Origin of the sequence: Nocardia sp. NPDC057668, assembly GCF_042799795.1 — a bacterium.
Lineage (GTDB): Bacteria > Actinomycetota > Actinomycetes > Mycobacteriales > Mycobacteriaceae > Nocardia.
Window position 1 is genome coordinate 1,085,917 of sequence record NZ_JBHVIC010000003.1, and the last position, 17,671, is coordinate 1,103,587.

General features: G+C 70.8%; 14 protein-coding genes. 8 read left to right on the forward strand and 6 right to left on the reverse strand.

What is annotated here, in order from left to right:
- Positions 1 to 23: 23 nt before the first annotated feature.
- From ACFVBH_RS23465 to ACFVBH_RS23475, 3 genes are read right to left on the reverse strand one after another with little or no spacing between them, the layout of a single operon-like run.
- Positions 24 to 1,328, reverse strand: a complete 1,305-nt coding sequence (locus tag ACFVBH_RS23465) for an ATP-binding protein (protein ID WP_379004388.1) — start codon at positions 1,326 to 1,328, stop codon at positions 24 to 26.
- Complete coding sequence (locus tag ACFVBH_RS23470) at positions 1,328 to 2,011, reverse strand: response regulator transcription factor (protein WP_354991168.1); 684 nt, start codon at positions 2,009 to 2,011, stop codon at positions 1,328 to 1,330. Before ACFVBH_RS23470 ends, ACFVBH_RS23465 begins: the two co-directional genes overlap by 1 nt.
- Before the next feature lie 46 nt (positions 2,012 to 2,057).
- A complete protein-coding gene (locus tag ACFVBH_RS23475; RefSeq protein WP_379004391.1) occupies positions 2,058 to 3,563 on the reverse strand; it encodes an alpha/beta fold hydrolase in 1,506 nt (501 codons plus the stop codon).
- Positions 3,564 to 3,826: 263 nt separating this feature from the next.
- Here ACFVBH_RS23475 and ACFVBH_RS23480 point away from each other — a divergent pair, with 263 nt between their 5' ends.
- Together ACFVBH_RS23480 and ACFVBH_RS23485 are read left to right on the forward strand one after the other, a co-directional pair.
- Positions 3,827 to 4,372: a phenolic acid decarboxylase gene (locus tag ACFVBH_RS23480; protein ID WP_379004393.1), complete on the forward strand. Its 546-nt coding sequence runs from the start codon at positions 3,827 to 3,829 to the stop codon at positions 4,370 to 4,372.
- A 132-nt stretch (positions 4,373 to 4,504) separates the two neighbouring features.
- Positions 4,505 to 5,335 (forward strand): cyclase family protein, encoded by an 831-nt coding sequence (locus tag ACFVBH_RS23485; RefSeq protein WP_379004396.1) that lies wholly within the window; start codon positions 4,505 to 4,507, stop codon positions 5,333 to 5,335.
- A gap of 49 nt (positions 5,336 to 5,384) precedes the next feature.
- Here ACFVBH_RS23485 and ACFVBH_RS23490 read toward each other — a convergent pair whose 3' ends face one another.
- On the reverse strand, positions 5,385 to 6,947 hold the full coding sequence (locus tag ACFVBH_RS23490; protein WP_379004398.1) for an FAD-binding oxidoreductase: 1,563 nt from the start codon (positions 6,945 to 6,947) through the stop codon (positions 5,385 to 5,387).
- Positions 6,948 to 7,212: 265 nt separating this feature from the next.
- On the opposite strand from ACFVBH_RS23490, the gene ACFVBH_RS23495 reads away from it, so the two are divergent.
- Positions 7,213 to 7,581: a 5-carboxymethyl-2-hydroxymuconate Delta-isomerase gene (locus ACFVBH_RS23495; protein WP_379004401.1), complete on the forward strand. Its 369-nt coding sequence runs from the start codon at positions 7,213 to 7,215 to the stop codon at positions 7,579 to 7,581.
- 52 nt (positions 7,582 to 7,633) lie between these two features.
- Here ACFVBH_RS23495 and ACFVBH_RS23500 read toward each other — a convergent pair whose 3' ends face one another.
- Entirely contained in the window at positions 7,634 to 8,515 is an 882-nt protein-coding gene (locus tag ACFVBH_RS23500) for a DUF2971 domain-containing protein (protein ID WP_379004403.1), read from the reverse strand.
- Positions 8,516 to 8,652: 137 nt separating this feature from the next.
- On the opposite strand from ACFVBH_RS23500, the gene ACFVBH_RS23505 reads away from it, so the two are divergent.
- Entirely contained in the window at positions 8,653 to 9,534 is an 882-nt protein-coding gene (locus ACFVBH_RS23505; protein WP_379004405.1) for a DUF4389 domain-containing protein, read from the forward strand.
- Between the two features lie 42 nt (positions 9,535 to 9,576).
- Here ACFVBH_RS23505 and ACFVBH_RS23510 read toward each other — a convergent pair whose 3' ends face one another.
- Positions 9,577 to 10,626: a YdcF family protein gene (locus tag ACFVBH_RS23510; RefSeq protein ID WP_379004407.1), complete on the reverse strand. Its 1,050-nt coding sequence runs from the start codon at positions 10,624 to 10,626 to the stop codon at positions 9,577 to 9,579.
- Between the two features lie 247 nt (positions 10,627 to 10,873).
- Between ACFVBH_RS23510 and ACFVBH_RS23515 the strand changes: the two genes are divergently transcribed.
- The 4 genes from ACFVBH_RS23515 to ACFVBH_RS23530 are packed head-to-tail and all read left to right on the forward strand — an operon-like array spanning position 10,874 to position 17,634.
- Positions 10,874 to 12,730, forward strand: a complete 1,857-nt coding sequence (locus ACFVBH_RS23515) for a serine/threonine-protein kinase (protein ID WP_379004409.1) — start codon at positions 10,874 to 10,876, stop codon at positions 12,728 to 12,730.
- Between the two features lie 37 nt (positions 12,731 to 12,767).
- Positions 12,768 to 13,931, forward strand: a complete 1,164-nt coding sequence (locus ACFVBH_RS23520) for a hypothetical protein (protein WP_379004412.1) — start codon at positions 12,768 to 12,770, stop codon at positions 13,929 to 13,931.
- Positions 13,928 to 15,766 carry a serine/threonine-protein kinase gene (locus ACFVBH_RS23525; protein ID WP_379004414.1) on the forward strand — a complete coding sequence of 613 codons (1,839 nt, stop codon included), beginning with the start codon at positions 13,928 to 13,930 and terminating at the stop codon, positions 15,764 to 15,766. Before ACFVBH_RS23520 ends, ACFVBH_RS23525 begins: the two co-directional genes overlap by 4 nt.
- Positions 15,763 to 17,634, forward strand: a complete 1,872-nt coding sequence (locus tag ACFVBH_RS23530) for a hypothetical protein (RefSeq protein ID WP_379004416.1) — start codon at positions 15,763 to 15,765, stop codon at positions 17,632 to 17,634. Before ACFVBH_RS23525 ends, ACFVBH_RS23530 begins: the two co-directional genes overlap by 4 nt.
- Positions 17,635 to 17,671 lie beyond the last annotated feature (37 nt).

Sequence of the window (17,671 nt, forward strand, 5' to 3'; positions counted from 1 at the left end):
CGGATTCTGCGGGGCGATGCGCGCTACCCGAGTGGAAGCTCGAACCCCACTTCCGCACCGCCGCCGGGGTGATTCGCGGCCGAGACCGTGCCGCCGTGGGCGATGACGATGTCGTGGACGATCGCCAGGCCGAGGCCCGAGCCGGGGGTCGAGCGGGTGCGGTCGGCACGGTAGAAGCGGTCGAAGATCGCGCGGTGATCGGCGGCCTCGATGCCGGGGCCGTGGTCGCGGACCGTGAGGGCGGAACCTCGGATGTGCACGGCGACGGCGGTTTCGGGCGGGCTGAACTTGAGGGCGTTGTCGACCAGGTTGTCGATGCAGCGGGCCAGAGCCTGCGGGCGGGCGGTGACCGTCGCCGGATCGGCGGCGGTGACCGTGATGTCGCGGCCGGTGCGGCGGCCGAAGCGCCGAGCACAGTCCCGCGCCACATCGGCGAGGTCGAGCGGGGCCGGATCCTCGGCGGTGTGCCGATCGGTGGCGAGCTCGACCAGTTCGGTGATCAGGGTGTCCAGGGCCTTGGCCTCCTGGACCAGGGTGCTCAGCACCTGGGTCTCGTCGGCGGGCTCGAGCCGCCCGCGAGCGCGCTGCAGGAGTTCCGCGCTGCCCCGGATCGAGGTCAGCGGGGTGCGCAGTTCGTGGCTGGCGTCCTCGACCAGGCGGTGCTGCTGGGCGCGCGAGAAGCGCAGCGCGGCGAGCATGGTGTTGAAGCTGCGGGTGAGTGCGCCGACCTCGTCCCGGCCGGGCTCGGGCAGCAGCGTAGACAGATCCTGCGTGGTGCTGATGCGCCGGGTGGCCGCGGCCAGCCTGCGCATGGGCCGCAGGATCCGCCCGATCGCGAGCCAGCTGATCAGCGCCGCCGCCGCGACCGCGATGGCGGTGATCGAGGCGGTGCGCCACAGGAACGCGCTGTCGACCCGTTCGACCTCGGCGTAGTTCTGCCCGACCATGACCGCGCCCGCGCCGCCGGGCCTGGCCTTGGTGAGGACCCCGTAACTCACCTCGCCCAGCACCACCTCGGTCTCGGTCATCCCCTGCCCGGTGCGCGCCACCGCCAGATCGGAGTCGTTGACCGGCAACGGTTCCCGGCCCGGGGTGAGCGGCCGGACCGTCCCATCCGGCAGCAACAGCTGTTCGGTCATGTCGGGCCGCACCGGCAGCGCCGCGCCGGCGTCCAGCAGCGCGAGCACGGTGTCCGCGCGATCGGCCAGGCCGCGATCGACCTGGTCCGCCACCAGCGGCGAAACACTCTGGTAGGCGGTGACAATGGCGACCACGATCGCCGCGATGCTGGCCGCGACCGCGACCAGGGTGAGCCGGGTTCGCAACATCACGCGGTCCTGATGGTGTAGCCGACGTTGCGGGCGGTGTGAATGAGCCTGCTCGCACCGTCGAGTTCGGTCTTGCGGCGCAGGTATCCGATGTAGACGTCGAGCGAGCGGGATTCGGTGTCGAAGTCGAAGCCCCAGATGTGTTCGTAGATCTGACTTCTGGTGAGCACGATGCGCTCGTTGCGCATGAGCAGTTCCAGGACGTCGAACTCGGTGCGGGTCAGTTCGATCAGCCGATCGCCGCGGCGCACCTCCCGGGTCGCCGGATCCAGGCACAGATCCGCGACGGCGAGCAGCTCGGCCCCGGCCTCGGGCGCGCTGCGGCGCAACAGCGCTCGCAGCCGCGCCAGCAGCTCCTCGGTGTCGAACGGTTTGGCCAGATAGTCGTCGGCCCCGGCGTCGAGCCCGGCCACCCGGTCCCCGACCTGATGCCGCGCGGTGAGCACCAGGATCGGGAGCCGGTCGCCGCGCCGGCGCAGCGCCCGGCACAGGGAGAGCCCGTCCAGCCGGGGCATGACCACATCCACCACCGCCAGATCCGGGCGGTCCGCCGCGAGCGTTTCGAGCGCCTCCTGACCGTCACCGGCCAGCAACACCCGGTAGCCCTCGAAGCGCAGCAGTTGATCGAGGGTACTGCGCACATTGGGGTCGTCCTCGACCACGAGGACGGTTGCGGGAGCCATGCTGTCAGTCTGGCCGGTGCCGGATTCGGTCATTTCTCGCGCCCGGTCAGTTCGTGACCGGGACCACGGCGATGGGCGGAATCGCCGCCACGCACTCGGTCGAGCCGGTCGACCCGGTCCGCACGAACCGGTCGATGATGCTCACGACGCAACCGGTCGGCTCGAGGTCCGGCACATGTCCGGTGTTGGGTACCGACAGGAAGGTCGAGCGGGCGAAGCGGGACGCGGCGCGCACGCCGTTCGCGTCGGGAGTGATGGCGTCGAGATCGCCGGAGAGCACCAGCACCGGGACGTCCGGCATCGCGGTGCGCACCTCGTCGGGCCGCTGGTGGCCGGTGATCCCGGGCCAGCGGATGCACGCGTCCGCGCCGTCGCGCTGGGCCGCGCCGAAGCCCGCCGCGCTGAACGCGCCGTTGGTCCCGATGCGGGCGAGCGCCTCGCGGTACTGCTGTTCCCGTTGCGGCAGTGCGGCTTCGGGCGACCACAGCGGCCGGTAGTCGTTGCAAGCGACCGTGAGGTAGAGCCCGATGTTCTCGTAGCCCGGTGCGGCGGTGGCGCGTCGGGTGAAGTCGCTCAGCAGCGCGTCGTCACCGCGCACAGCGGCGTGCAGGGCGGCGGGCAGCATGCCGAGGGTGGCGTCGGCCTCCGGGCCCGCACCGACGTTGGAGGTGGCCGCCTCGAAGATGAGATTGCCGAGCTTGCCCTCGTCCAGCAGAATCTCGCCCTTACCCTGGACCGTGATCGGCCGTTCCCGCAGACGCGCGGCCACCGTGCGCAGATCGTGCACCGCGGTCGACCCGTCGCAGGACCCGCTGCGCTCGCAGATGCGTTGCAGCGTCAGCGAAACCGCCTCGGCGTTGGGCCGTTGCAGCGGGTCGGCGTCGTGCGGATACGCACCGGTGAGAATCATCGATCGCACGTGCTCGGGATGCCGCTGGGCGTAGATCGGCAGCAGGTAGGTGCCGTAGGAGATGCCGTACGGGATCACCTTGTCGATGCCGAGCCGCTCGCGGACCGCGTCGAAGTCGTCGACCGTGGCGGCCGAGGTGTACCCGGCGGCCTTCGGGCCCAGGTTCTCCCCGCAGCGCTGCACCGCGGCGAGCTGCTGTTCCCTTGTGCCCAATTGGAATTCGTCCTCGTTCACCCCGCAGTCCATGGGGTCGGAGACGCCGGTGCCGCGCGGATCGATCAGCAGCACATCGTGATCGGACATCATCAGGCCGGACAGCGTCGCGGCCTCGGCGGCATGGGCGATCATCGGCACGCCGGGTCCGCCCGGGTTGGGCAGCAGGGTGCCCGCGGCCGGAATGTCACCGCGGCTGTGCTTGATCCGCGCGTAGCCCACCTCGATCGTGCCCAGCTCCGGCTGCCCCGCCACCAGCGGCCGCTGCACGGTGCCACAGTCGACCGCGTAACCCTCCACGGTCGGGCACCAGGCGGGCGGGGCCGCCGACGGCGCCGCGGACTCCCCCGCGCCACACCCGGTGATCAGTCCACCCAGGATGGCCGCCGTCGCGGCGATCCCCGCTATCGAACGCATTCCCGTACGCATGTTCCGCACTCCGTTCCGCAGTGTCCGGCTCGGTCCGCCCGAGCTGTCGAAAGGAATCCTGCGGGGCGAGAGGCAAAGCCCGGTCAGACGAAAGACAAAGCCGTGTAAGAATCCGGACGATCCCGCAAACGGGTGCCCGCGACACCCGAAAACCGCAGGTACACCGCCCGGCCCCGGACAGCGACTACGATTTTGGCCGAAGTCGAAGCGGCATTCGCGCAGCGCCGGCCTTACCCGTGGGGCGGACCGAGAGGACTTTTTCGATGAGCGCAGGGACCGACGCGGCGAACTCCGACTGCACCGGACAGCTCGCCGGACTCCTGGGCAAGCACATGATCTACGCCTACGAGAACGGCTGGAAGTACGAGCTCTACGTCCGCAACGCGGACACCGTCGCGACGCGCTGCCTGCTCGGGCCCATGTTCGGCCGCTGGACGACGAATCAGACCGCCAAGATCGTGTCCCTGGGCGGGGCCGGAACGGACCCCGACGAGCAGTACAAACTGGCCTGGGTGGAACCGACCGGTTCGACCATGGTCGCCATCGTCTGGCCCGGCGAGCGGCGCGTGCACACCACGGCCACCTTCCCGCAGTGGATGCTCGACTATCCCGAGAGCACGCTGACCCACTACGAGGACAATCTGCACGCCATCCGCGCCGATCGCGACCGCGGCCCGACCTACCCGCTGACCCTGGTGTCCTCGAACGGGCGCATCACCTATCTGGAGAGCCGGGATCCCGACGACGACACCGTCATCGACTGCCCGCCGAGCAAACTGCCGGTGGGTTACGCCGACCGGATGAATTGATCGAGATACCGTGCCGGACCACCCGATCGCACCGGACCGGCACGGTAGTCTCTGCCCGAGAACTCCCCGGATCGCCACCGCCGGCGGATGGTTCCTTTCCTCCGAGGGTGCGCGCGGGAGTTGCTGGTCCGGATGTGTTCACCCCGAATAGTGCAGGTAGCCCACGAAACCGCGCAGTCCCCGGGCTGGAGCCGGCGGGCCTGGCTGGGCGCGGCGGGCCTGGGCGCGGTCGCCGCGCTGTCGGGGAACGCCACGGCCGCGGCCGCACCCGAACGCACCGGCGGGGTGGTGGACCTGACCCACGTGCTCGACGCGGAACTGCCCGTGTGGCCGGGCAATCCGGCCTTCTCCAAGGTCCCCGTGGCCTGGCACGATCGCGGCGGTTTCGCCCAGCACGCCCTGGTGCTGTGGGAGCACACCGGAACCCACGTCGACGCCCCGCTGCACCGGGTGCGGGACGGGATCTCGGTCGATCGCATCGCGGAACGGGACCTGATCGCCCCGCTCGTCGTCATCGACATCTCCGCCCGGGCCGCCGCCGATCCCGAAGCGGCGCTGAGCATCTCGGACATCACCGACTGGGAGGCGGCGCACGGCGCGATTCCCGCGCGGGCCTTCGTGGCCATGTATTCGGGCTGGGAACACCGGCTCGCCGCGCCCGCCACCTTCCTGAACCTGGACGCCGCCGGACGCCCGCACGCACCCGGATTCGCGCCCGAGGCCGCCGATTTCCTGGTGACACAGCGCGATATCGTCGGCGCGGGCGTGGACACGCTGAGCCTGGACCGCGCCGCGAGCACCGAATACGGTGCGCACACGGCGATTCTGGGCGCGGGGCGATACGGCGTGGAGATGCTGGCGCGGCTGGGCCAGGTGCCGCCTTCAGGCGCGACGGTGGTCGTGGGCGCGCCCAAACACGCGGGCGGGACCGGCGGACCCTGCCGGGTTCTGGCGCTGACCTGAGACCGGCCCGGCACTGTCCTGATCCGGCTCGGGCCTGCCCGGATCCGGCTCAGCCCGGCCGGTCGAGCGAAAGGCTGTGCCGGAACACGGTTCCCGGGTCCCACGTGGCCTTGATCGCCCGCAGCCGTTCGTAATTGCCGCCGTAGTAGAAGGCGTGCCAGGGCACCCCCGACGTATTCCATTGCGGGTCGGCCAGATCCGCGTCGGGGTAGTTGATGTAGCTCCCGCCCTGGGCCGCGTTCGGCACCGGCACACCGCCGGTCGCGGCGTACACGTCGCGGTACATCTCACGCGCCCAGGTGACGAAGCGCTCGTCGTCGGCGGGGTTGCGCCAGGCGGCGTGGATGAGCATCTTGAGGAACGACCCGCGCTCGGGAGACGCGGTCGCCCCCGGGGCCACGGCATTGACCGCGCCGCCGAAAGGCAGGAATTCCACCTGCGATTCGCCGAGGAAGCGGAGATCGGTCAGATACCGGTACAGCACCCGCAACTGGTCGGCCGAGTACGCCTCGCGCAGGTACGCGGATTTGACCTTGACCCGGAAGCCCGGCATGCCCTTGGCGTAGTACACGGTCGAGAGGGTGTCACCGTAGGACTTCTCGGCGGGCGGCAGCACGAGCGGCGGGGGCGTCACGCCCTCGGAGATCGCGGCCACGAACTCGTCGAACCGCGCCCGGGCGCCGGGCCGGTCCGCGTCCAGCAGGATCAGGATGTCCGATCCGGTGATGCCCGGTTTGAGATGCAGCGGCGCGTACAGCCCGGCGAACGGATCACCGGGCGCGCCATGGCGTTCGAAGAAGGCGATGTAGTTGCCGACGAAGCGCACGAACGAGTCCTCGGTCGCCAGCGGCAGCACCACGCGCGTGCTCAGCATGGAACCGGGCGCCGCCGGCAGCGCGCGGGCGGGATCGGATCCGCCGGAGTCGGCCGAGCGCAGCAGGTACCGGGTCACGACCCCGAAATTGCCGCCGCCACCGCCGGTGTGGGCCCACCACAGATCGGCGTGCGGCCCGTCCTTGGTGGCCACCAGCGTGGTGGCCCTGCCGTCCGTCCCGACCGTCACGATCTCCAGGCCGTGGAGATGATCGGCCACGAGCCCGAAGCGCCGTGACAGCGGCCCGTACCCGCCGCCGCTGATATGCCCGCCCGCGCCCACGCCCTTGCAGATGCCCGCGGGCACGGTCACGCCCCAGCCGCCCAGCAGCCGTTCGTACATCGCGCCCAGATCGGCGCCGGCGGCCACCGAGAACGCGCCGTGCTCGGCGTCCCAGTCGACCGCGGTCAGCCGCTGCAGATCGATGATCGAGCGGGTGTGCTCGTTGTCCACGAAGTCGTCGAAGCCGTGCCCGCCCGAGCGCACCGCGACGCGCAGGCCCTCGTGCACGGACCGCTCGACGGCCGCGCGCACGCCCTCGGCGTCGGCGGGCACGAAGATCCGCTGCGGGCGCGCGGTGAAGCGGCGGTTGTATCCGCGCTCGGTCAGCTCCGCGTAGCCGGGGTCGCCGGGGCCGATCACCCCGGGTTCGGCGGCCCGTGCGATCGGTAGTCCGAGTACGCCGGCCGCGGTACCGAACGCGGAGGCGGCGAAGAGGCTACGACGAGACAGCGGCACGACACTCCCCGAGACGGCGGATCACTGGAACTTGGCGAAGTAAACAGTAAGCGCCCTGCGAATGTACGCGAAACGGACATGTCGGTCTGATTGCCGCACGGTCGGCCCGCGCGTTGCGATGTCACGGTGGCCTCGGATTGTCCACGGGCAGAAACACAATCCGGAATCGGCCGCTCGGCCCGCACACGCGGCCCGCGGGTGCCGGGGGCGGACCCGAACACGCACTATGGTTGTTTCAAATCACTTGTCCAGGAGGGCTGCTGCCATGCCGCACTTGACGGTTTCCTACACCGCCGCCCTGGCGGGCGCCTTCGACGCGACCGCCTTCGCGCACGAGATCTTCCGCGAGGCCGCCGCCATCCTCGATGCCGACCCCGCCACCTTCAAGGCCCGCTTCACCCGAATCGACGACTGGGTCATCGGCATCGACGGTGCGGAGGCCGAGAAGAATTGGGTGCAGATCTTTCTGGACATCGCCTCGGGCCGCACCAGCGAGATCAAGGAGGCCCTGGCCAAGGCCGTCCTGACCATCACGGAGAAGACCTTCGCGGTGCCCGCCGGGCAGGCGATCTACGTCTCGGCCGACGTCCGCGAGCTGGTTCCGCCGGGATTCCAGCACACCACCCTGGGTTGAGCACACCACCTTCGGCTGCTCACATCGACTTCGGCCGGGCAGGGCCGCCCGCTCAGCGGAAGCTGCTGCGCGTCGTCCACACGTCGGCGTTGCCGGCGCCGGTCCACCGTTCGAGTAATCGCGTCGTCGCGTACTCGGAAATACCCGGGAGCGGCGACGGGCCGATATGCACACTCGGCCGGGGCTGTTCGGGAAAGCCCGCGTGCTCATCCGGAAGCAATCGGAACGGCAGGAAAACACGCACGCCGTCGGGCCCCGGCGCGAAACGCAACTCCGGTCCGGGCGGATCGGCGTCGAATTTCAATAGGCGCCATTCGTTTTCGGCGTGAAACGACGGATTCTTGATAAACAGCCCGTACAAACGCAATTCGTCGAACAGCAGCCGCGCCCGTTCCTCGATCTGCTCCGGCGACGGTTCGGAGCGCGCGCCGAGCAGCCCGAGGTGACGTTCGTAGAGTTCGCTCACCATCAGATGCATATCGTCTTCGTCGTACACACATTTGGCGAGATACCAGCCCTGCCCCTCGGCGGCGGTGCGCACCAGCTCGAACGGCAGTCCGAGGCAGACGCCCCCGCGCGAGCCATAGGCACGCCACTGCGAGAGCGAATCACCGTCGGCGCTCAGCGACACCAGGTACGGCGCGCTGCCCTCGTGCGCGCGGCCCGCGTAGACCTCCGCCGCCACCCGCGCCGCGAAGGACTCCGCCGCCGCACCGGCCCCGGCCGGCGGCCGATCGCGCGCGATCGTGCCGAGCCAGTGAAATGCGCGGATCTGTTCCTCTGCGTCGTTCATCTGCACCGGCAGCCCTGCCCAGAAATGCCTGCTGTCGATTATCGAGATCAGGGACGCGGCATTGGTGTAGTGGTAGAGCATCGGCGGGGGCTCGGGATACAGAAGTCGCGCCGCGACCGGCAATAGCTCGATATTGCGCACAGCAGAACTTCCTTCCACCACGGCGACCGTTCACGGCAATTCGACAGTAATCGATCACGGCGGTGTGCGACGCTGGAGAACAACATCGTCACCTCGATTCGGATCTTCGGCCGGCTCGGCAGAGCTAAGGAGACGTCATGGATCAGACCACCGCCTGGGCAGGCGACCGGGAGCCCTCGGTCGATCTGGATGTGTTCGCACCCCCGCAGCAGCGACGCTGGACGGTCCTGCTGCGCATCATTCTCGCCATTCCGCAGCTGATCGCCATGTGGCTCCTGAGCGTCGGAGCGTTCATCGTGGTGATCATCGGCTGGTTCGGTGCGCTGTTCACCGGCCGCCTGCCCGAGTTCGCCGGCGATTACCTGCGGTCGTACGTGGCCTACGCCGGGCGCGTGTACGGCTACACCATGCTGCTCGTGGACCAGTACCCGCCGTTCACCCTGGAGACCGCGCCGGACTACCCGGTGCGCGTGCTGTTCCCGCAGCCCACACCGCTCAACCGGCTGGCCGTGCTGTTCCGCTTCTTCCTGGCGCTGCCCATTCTCATTCTGGTCAGCTGGTTCATGGCCGGGTGGGCGGTCATGGCCATCGTCATCTGGGCGATCGTGCTGATCACCGGGCGACTGCCGCAGGCGCTGTTCGAATCGACCGCGGCCGTGCTGCGCATGCAGGTCCGGGTGGACGCGTACTTCTATCTGCTCACCCCCACCTACCTGAAGGGGATCTTCGGCGACGGCCAGGCACCGCAGGCGGCCCCGGGCTACCCCGCGCCGGAGGGTTACCCGGCAGCACCGGGCTACCCGGCGGCACCGGCTTACCCAGCGGCGGAGAACTTCCCCACCCCGGCCTCCGGCTTCGGCGCGGGATCGCCCACCCGGCCGCTGCTGCTCTCGCAGGCGGCTCGCATCCTGTTGATCGTCATGCTGGTGCTCGGCATTCTGTCCAGCGCCACCAACGCGGTCGTCGGGCCGGACAACGAAACCGTCGAATACGACTACAACTCGCTCGTCGTGCCGTAGTCCGCGTTCCGCGAATCACCGAGGCTCGAGGCCGGCTCCCGTTCAGGAGACGGCCTCGAGCCCGTTCGGCATGCAGGAGGCGTAGACGGCCAGACCGAGCACCACCGCAACCAGCGTCCCTCCCGCGACGAGATTCACCCGGCGATGGCTGTCGATCACCGCCGCGAACTCGCGCAGGAACGCGGCGGGCACGAAATAACGGGCGGTGCGCGCGCCGACGGCCTGCGCGTCCATGCCCTGCCTGCGTGTCAGCGCCGCCGTTCGCATCACATGAAAATCACTGGTGACCACCGTGATTCGCGCGTCGTCGGCGAATCCGCGCGTGGCGAGCTCGGCCGCGGTGAAGCGCAGATTCTCCTCGGTGTTGCCCGAGCGCCGTTCCCGAATGATCATCGCCGGATCGATGCCTGCCGCTTCGAGGTAGTCGCCCATCGCATCGGCTTCGGCCACCTTCTTGCCGCGCCCCACCCCGCCCGAGACCACCAGCACCGGGAACGCCCCGGCTGCCACCTCTTCCCGGTAGACCTCGAGCGCGCGGTCCAGCCGCGTGGCGAGCAACGGGGTGACCCGGCCGTTGACGAGACCGCACCCGAGCACGACCACCGCGTCCGCGCCCGACCGATAGGGCAGCTGGGCGTACAGGATGGCGTACACGGTGAACGCGAGCAACTGCGCGAGCAACAGCAGACCCAGCAGCGTCACGATCACCGCCGTCGCCGTCGCCCAGATCGGCGCGTGCGGCCAGGCGCCCACCGCCCAGATCGCCGCGAACGGCAGGGCCAGCAAGGCGAGCCCGACCACCGGCGCCACGGCGGTGGATATGCGCAAACCCTCACGCCTGGTGACGATCACGCCGTTGGCCAGCAACCCGAGCCCCGCCAGCACCAGCGACACGGGAGGCAGCACCAGGATCAGAATGACGCCCCACGGATACCAGCGCGCGCCGAGTTCGACGGCCGCCCACAACGCCAAGAGCCCCAGGGCACAGAGCAATACGAGTCCGGTGGAGATGTGCCGGGGCTCATAAAGCACCCGCACCGCCCCGAACAGGGCCAATACCGCGCCGCCCAGCAACAGCGTCTGCGTCACCACGCCGAAACCTCCGCTCTTCGTCCGGCCCGTGTCCGGGCGGCACTGTTCGATCGACGATCAGGCGGATGCCCGTTCAGCGGCTCGGCACACCCACGATAACCGGCGAATAACCACCGAATTCGGGACACTCCCGCTCCGACGGCGGATTCGAAGTTCCGCCGGATCGGCCGGGAACCATCGAATACGCTGACTACGCGGATTTTTCGCCCATCCGGGGTGGGTGCGCAGTGGGCCGGGGAGTGAGTCATTGATCGAGCCGCTGGCGGCGAGCGAACCGTCCGTCATCGGGCGCTATCGAATCCTGGGTCTCCTGGGCCGCGGCGGCATGGGACGGGTGTTGCTGGGCATCGCACCCGACGGGCGCTTCGTGGCGATCAAACAGATTCACCCGGATCTGCTGGACGACCAGGAATACCGCGACCGGTTCGCGAACGAGGTCGCCATCTCGGCCCGGGTATCGGGCGCGTTCACCGCGGCGGTCATCGACTTCTCCATCGCCGAGCCGCGGCCCTGGCTCGCCTCGGTTTTCATCCCCGGGCTGCCGCTCGATCGCGCCGTGACCGCGTTCGGGCCGCTGCCGGTCCCGGCGCTGCGCACCCTGGCCGCCGGACTGGCCTCGGCCCTGCACTCCATCCACGGGGCCGGGCTCGTCCACCGAGATCTCAAGCCCGCCAACGTGATTCTGGCCGCCGACGGACCACGCGTGATCGACTTCGGTATCGCGCAACGGGTCGGCGCCTCCGGTGAGCTGACCGGGGCGGGGGTGGTGGGCAGCGTGTCGTACATGTCGCCGGAACAGGCGACCGAACAGCAGCTCACCTCCGCCAGCGACGTGTTCTCCCTCGGCACCCTGCTGTATTGGGCCGCGACCGGAATCACGCCGTTCGGCGCCGCGCACCCCACCCTCGTGCTGGCGAAGGTGGTGAACGAGACGCCCCGATTCGACCGCGTGCCAGCGGAATTGCGCGCGCTCGTTGCCGCGTGCCTGCACAAGAGCCCCGCGGCCCGACCCACACCGTCACAGATCCTCGATCGTCTGGGCCCGCAGTCGATCGGAACCCAGCCGTGGCCCGATCCGATCCACCGTGCGATCCGGGAGCAGGGTCGGCGGCTGCGGGCCTTCACCATGGATCCGGAGGCGACGCAGGTGATCGTGCGGCCGCGTCCCGCGGCACCCGTGCCCGAGCGAAAGCGCCGCCCGCGCCGGGCGATCTACGCGACCGCGCTCGTGATCGTGCTGATCGCGGCGGGGTTGACCGTGGCGCTCGTGCGCCGCGGCACGGACACCGGCACACCCGCCGCGGCGCTGCCCACCCTCGCGGAGCTGCGCGGAACCGACGCCTGCGCCTGGGTGCGCCGCGCGCTCGGACCCACGCTGCCCGCGAGCGCGGTGCGTACCGCGGGCACGGCGCGTGAGATCGCCGCCTGGCGCTGGACCCGCACCGAGGCATGGGGTTGCCTGGGCACCTCGGGCGCGGAACAGATCGGCGTCGAAATCGGCACGGGTCTCGACAGATTCGGCCCGGCCGACCGCGTCGTCAACGGATTCGTACTGAGCCGGCGCGGTACCGACTGCGCGTTCGCGGTCGGCAACGACGACCCGGCGCCGCACTGGGGCATCACGGTGATCACGCGCGACGGCGGCGCCTGCGCGCTGGCCGAGCACGCCGTCGAGCGGCTCACCGGCGACCTCGTCGGCCTGCCCCGTGAACCGGACGCCGGCAGGTCCCTGGCCGCCGTCGATCCCTGTGCGCTGCTGAGTGATTCGGAGGTGTCCGGCGTCTCGGCTCGCGGCCCGGGGATCGCGACCGCGCACACCTGCGAATGGCGCGGGGACACCTCGGTGGAACTGCTGCTGGAGCTGCCGCGACAGGTGGATGTGGTGACCGAGACCTTCGACGCGGGCGGTGGTCTCGTGCTGGAACGGCCGAGCACCTTCGATTCCACCATGCACTGCAAGCGGCTCTACCGCTATCGTGCCATCGACGAGACCTACGTCGAAACCGTGACGGCCCTGGTGATCTCGGATAGGCGTGACGGTTCGCAGTGCTCCGCGGCGACCGCACTGCTGACCTCCGTCATCGCCCGGCTGCCCGGGAACTAGCGCGGGTCGGTCTTCGGTACGGAGGTGGGTAGACGGCATGGGTCTTCGAGTGCGGACGCCGATCGCGCTGGCGGCGCTGCTGCCCGCGGTGCTGATCGGCGCCGGATGCGGTGCGGACGCGCCCGGCCCGGATCCCGGCGCGTATCCGACCGTCGCCGCCGCGGCGGACTACGACGCCGAAACCGGCTACGCGCGTGGAATTCTGGTGGAGTCCCTTCGGATCGGCGAAACCCTGATCTCCGCGCAGCAGATCGAATCCGATCTCACCCACGGGCGCGGTGGCGGTGTCCTGGTCGACCACACCGGCACCTCCGGGCCGCTGCCCGCCGCGGTTCGCGCGGCGCTGGCGCCGTTCGAAGTGCTCGGCGGCTTCGGCGCGGTCGCGGCCGACACCGCGCCGTCCGGTGCGACGCCGGCCAAATCCCTGACCGTGACGATCGTGGCACTGCCCGGCGCCGACCTCGCGGCGGCCGCGGCGGGCGCGGCGGCCGCAGCCGACGCCGTCGATACCTTGCCGCTGGGTATCGCGGGACAGCCCGGCGTGCAAGGCTATTGGCGTCCGTCGACCGCGACCGCGGGCAGTTGGCTGGCGTGGAAATCGCTCGCCATCGGCATCTCGGCGAAGTTCGGCGGCGCCAGCGGTGACCAGCTCGCCGATATGCTGTCCCGCGCCGTGCGCGCGCAGGTGAGCGCACTGACCGATTTCGTCCCCACCCCGGCCGCGGGCGTGCCGAAGTTGAAGCTCGACGGCGATCGACTGCTCCCCCGGCTGGTGCGCACCGGCGCGGACACCCCGAACAAACTGGATTTCGCGGTGTACGGCCCGCGCGCGCACGCACTGCTGCTCGATCGCCCGGCGACCCGGCTGGCCGAGTTCCGGGAACAGGGGGTCACCGCAATCGCGCTGTCGCACAACAATCAGCTGTACCGCACCCGGAACCCGGAGACCGCCGAGGGCCTCGTGCGCTCGATGAGCGACCGGCTCACCGCGCAGGGCTACGAAACCATCGACGCCGGTCCCGGGGTATCCGGGGTGGCCTGCTACCGCGCGACCCAACCCGATCCGCTGGTGATCGAGGCCCGGCGATACACGTGCCTGCTCCGGCACGCGGAATTCGTGGTGCGGGTCAACAGCAATCAGGACACCGATGTCCGCCGACTGGCCGCTGCCCAGTCCATGCTGTTCGAGCAGGACCGATGAAGGCGCGCGGGCGGAACATCCCGAAACAGCTGGGCCGCTACCGGGTACACGCGATGATCGGGCACGGCGCGATGGGCGAGGTGCTGCTCGGGCGGAGCCCGGACGGCCGGCCGGTGGCCATCAAGCTCATTCACGGCGAACTCGCCGATGACGACACCTTCCAGGCCCGGTTCCGGCGCGAGATCGAGGCCTCCGAGCGGGTGACCGGGGCGTACACCGCGGGCATCGTCGATCACGACATCGAGTCCGAACGCCCCTGGCTGGCCACCGAATTCATCCCCGGGCCGACCCTGCAGGAGGTGCTCGACCGGCACGGCAGGCTGTCGCTGTCCGGCTTGAAGCTGCTGGCCATCGGACTGGCCTCGGCGCTGGTGGAGATCCATCGCGCCGGACTGGTGCACCGCGATCTCAAGCCCGGCAACGTGTTGCTGACCGCCGAGGGACCGCGGGTCATCGACTTCGGCATCGCGCTGGCGCTGGAAAGCGATGCGCCGCTGACGATCGCGGGCGCGCGGATCGGTTCGCCCGCGTACATGTCGCCGGAGCAGGCGGCCGGGCTCACGCTCACCCAGGCCTCGGACGTGTTTGCCCTGGGCGCGGTGCTGGTGACGGCGGCGACCGGGGTCATTCCGTTCGGCACCGCCGGTCCCCTGCACGGGCGCGCCGAACTCGGCGGGGTGCCGGTGGAGATCCGGGGTCTGATCGACGCCTGCCTTGCCGCCGATCCCGCGCGCAGGCCCACCCCGGCCCAACTGCTGGACGCGGCGGAATCGGTGCCGGGTGACCCGGTGTGGCCCGGGCCGATTCGGCGCACGATCGAGGAATTCCGGGCCGAGGCGGTGCGCTGGGCGGAGCAGCCCGCGCCGGAGGACGCGAAACCGCTGTGGCGCGGCGCGAGTCGGCGGGCGCGGGCGCTCATCGCCGCCGCCGCGCTGGGTGCGGTGGTGCTGACCGCGAGCCTGCTCGCCGACGTCACGGTGCCGGGACACGCCATCGCGATGGGGGATCCGCCCGTGGCGCTGACCGACCTGGAAGCGCGCACCCTCGATGTCTGCGCGCTGCTCGAACAGCGGGTCATGCACCAATTCGGTTCGTATGTCGCGGAATTGCAGCCCGACGGCGTCATGTCGTGCAGCACCGCGCTCACCGACGCCGACAAGCGCAAGACCACGTACACGCTCGGGCTCGCGACACCGGCGGCCAGGATCCGAGCCGAACAACCCACGACGGGCAAGACCGTGGCGTGGATGCCGCTGCTGGGACCGCCCGCGCCCGCCGCGCGCTGCGATCGCTACGTCGTGACCCAAAGCGGCCTGCCGCTGGCCGTGGGCATGCGCGCCGAGGTCGCCACCGGCGACGCCTGCCCGGCAGCCGAATCCGCATTGCGGGCGGTGATCGGGCGGCTCGCGGTGAATCCGCCGGTGCGCGCGCTCAGCGGTCCCTCCCTGCTCGGGCTCGACCCGTGCGCGCTGTTCGAGGACGGGCCGATACCGGCGGGGATCGGAGATCCCGCGGCGCCCCTGGTGTCGGGACCGCACGGCTGCCGGCTCTCGGGCCGGGACGGAGACTTCGCGATCACCTTCGACGATCGACTGCGGCCCGCCTGGTCCGGTGCGCGCACCCTCGGTTTCCGATCGGTCGACAGCCGCAAGGCGTGGACCGTCGAGCGCGCGCCCGGACGCTGCTCCTACGTGGTCATGATCCAGCCCTCCGCGGGCAAGAACGCCGAGATCGCCGCCATCGACTACACGGCCCGCCGACCGTCCGACCGCGACGCGTGCGATATCGCGGACGCCGTGGCCATTCCGATTCTGAAGAAACTGCCGAGGTTATGACCATCGAATCGATTCCGGCCGGGGAGCCCCTGCGCATCGGGCCGTATCGGCTGCTGGGCGTGCTGGAATCCGGGCCCGGATTCCGCTGCGTGCTGGGTGTGGGGCCGGACGGTGGCGTCCACGTGGTGCGCCAGGCCGGCGGCCCGCAGCTGAACGAGCCCGGCTTCCGGTTGCGCTGGCGCCGGGACGCGCTCGCGGCCATGCGGGTCGCCGGGGCGGGGAACACCGCCGTGGTCGACGTCGACGCGGATGACGAATACCCCTGGCGCTCCACGCTGTTCGTGGCCTCCGCGCGGCTCGACGGGGTGCTGGACCGGCACCGTTCGCTCCCGGAACCCGCCGTGCTGGCGCTGGCCACCGGCTTGGCCGCGGCATTGCGTGACGTACACGCGGCGGGGCTGGTGCACGGGCGGGTACGGCCCGATACCGTCGCGCTCACCCGGCAGGGTGTGCGGCTGGCCGAGGCCGTCCCGGCTACCGGCGGGGCGGTCGAGTCCGTTTGTCCCGCACCGGAACTGAACGGCGGGGCCGACCACACCGTCGCCTCGGACGTGTTCGCGCTCGGGGTGGTGCTGGCCGCGGCGGCCTCGGGCCGGGACCCGTTCGCCCGCACACCGGCGCGGGGCGTGCGACCCGACCTGCGAGACGTGCCCGAGCCGCTGCGGACGGTGATCGCGGCGTGCCTGCGCGAGGACCCCGCGGGCCGGCCCACGCCCGAACAGATCCTGGACTACCTCGGACCGGCCACGACCGCCGCGGCCTGGCCAGTGTCGGTGCTCAACGCCATCGACGCGCAGGAACGCGAGGCGGCGGAGCTGGCCGGAACGCAGGCCACCACCGCGACCTCCGGGGAGCCGCGAGCGTGGCGATCGGCGCTGGCCGCGGCCGCCGGGGCCACCACCGAGTTCGGCGAGCGCTCGGTGCGCGCGATCCGGACCCGGACCGGCGACACGACCGGGCAGATACAGGCGGTCGTGGGTCTCACGCTGGTTGTGGTGACCATCGCGACGCTGGTGCTGGCCGTGCGGGACGGCGGGGACTCCACGGACCCCGCGCCGGAACCCGTTGCGGTGAGCGGTCTCTCGCTGGACGAGTCGCGCCGGATCGACGCGTGCCGCTGGCTCGGCGACGCCCTGGGCGGTTCGGTGCCGGTGGCCCCCACGCCCCAACCGGCCGCGGCCTGGAAGACCGCCGTCACCGCGGGCTGGGGCTGCCGGGCCGCGGCCGCCGGCTACGAACTGGAACTCCAGCTCGGCACGCAGCTGGCCGGATTCACGCCCGAGGAGACGGTGCTCGACGGAATTCGCCTGCGGCACGGCGCGGGTGAGCGCTGCGCCCGCGCGATCGCCGCGCCCGCGCCGGAGGACGCGGCCGGTGTCACGGTCGAGTTGCGACTACCCGCCGGTGTGAAGGATTGCCGCGGACTGGAATACGTGGCGGCGAACCTGGTCCGGACGTTCGCGACCGCGCCGGGCGCGAACCGCCCGGACACCGCGCTCGCGGTGCTCGCACCCTGCGACCTGCTGACCCGCGAGGTGGTGACCAAGGCCATCGGGCCCACCCCCGCCCAGCCCTCGGTCGCGGACGCGCACAGCTGCGTGTGGGACGGCGGCCTCGAATTGACCGTGCGCGCGAGCCAGTCCGGCCGCTACACCGGCGGCCCGGACACCGCCGTGGTGGAAGGCGTCCGGATGTTCCTGGACACCCCCGCCGCGGCCGACACCTGCACCCGCGAGTACCTGGTCCCGAACAGCGGCACCGACACGGTGGCGGTGACCGTGCGCTGGACCGAAGGAACGCGCGAATCGAACTGCCCGATAGCCGAAGCCATGCTCCGGACCGTGGTGGCGCGCCTGCCGGGGCGGTAGTTCGCTGACGAGCCCGTGGCTCCCGGTGCCCGCAACG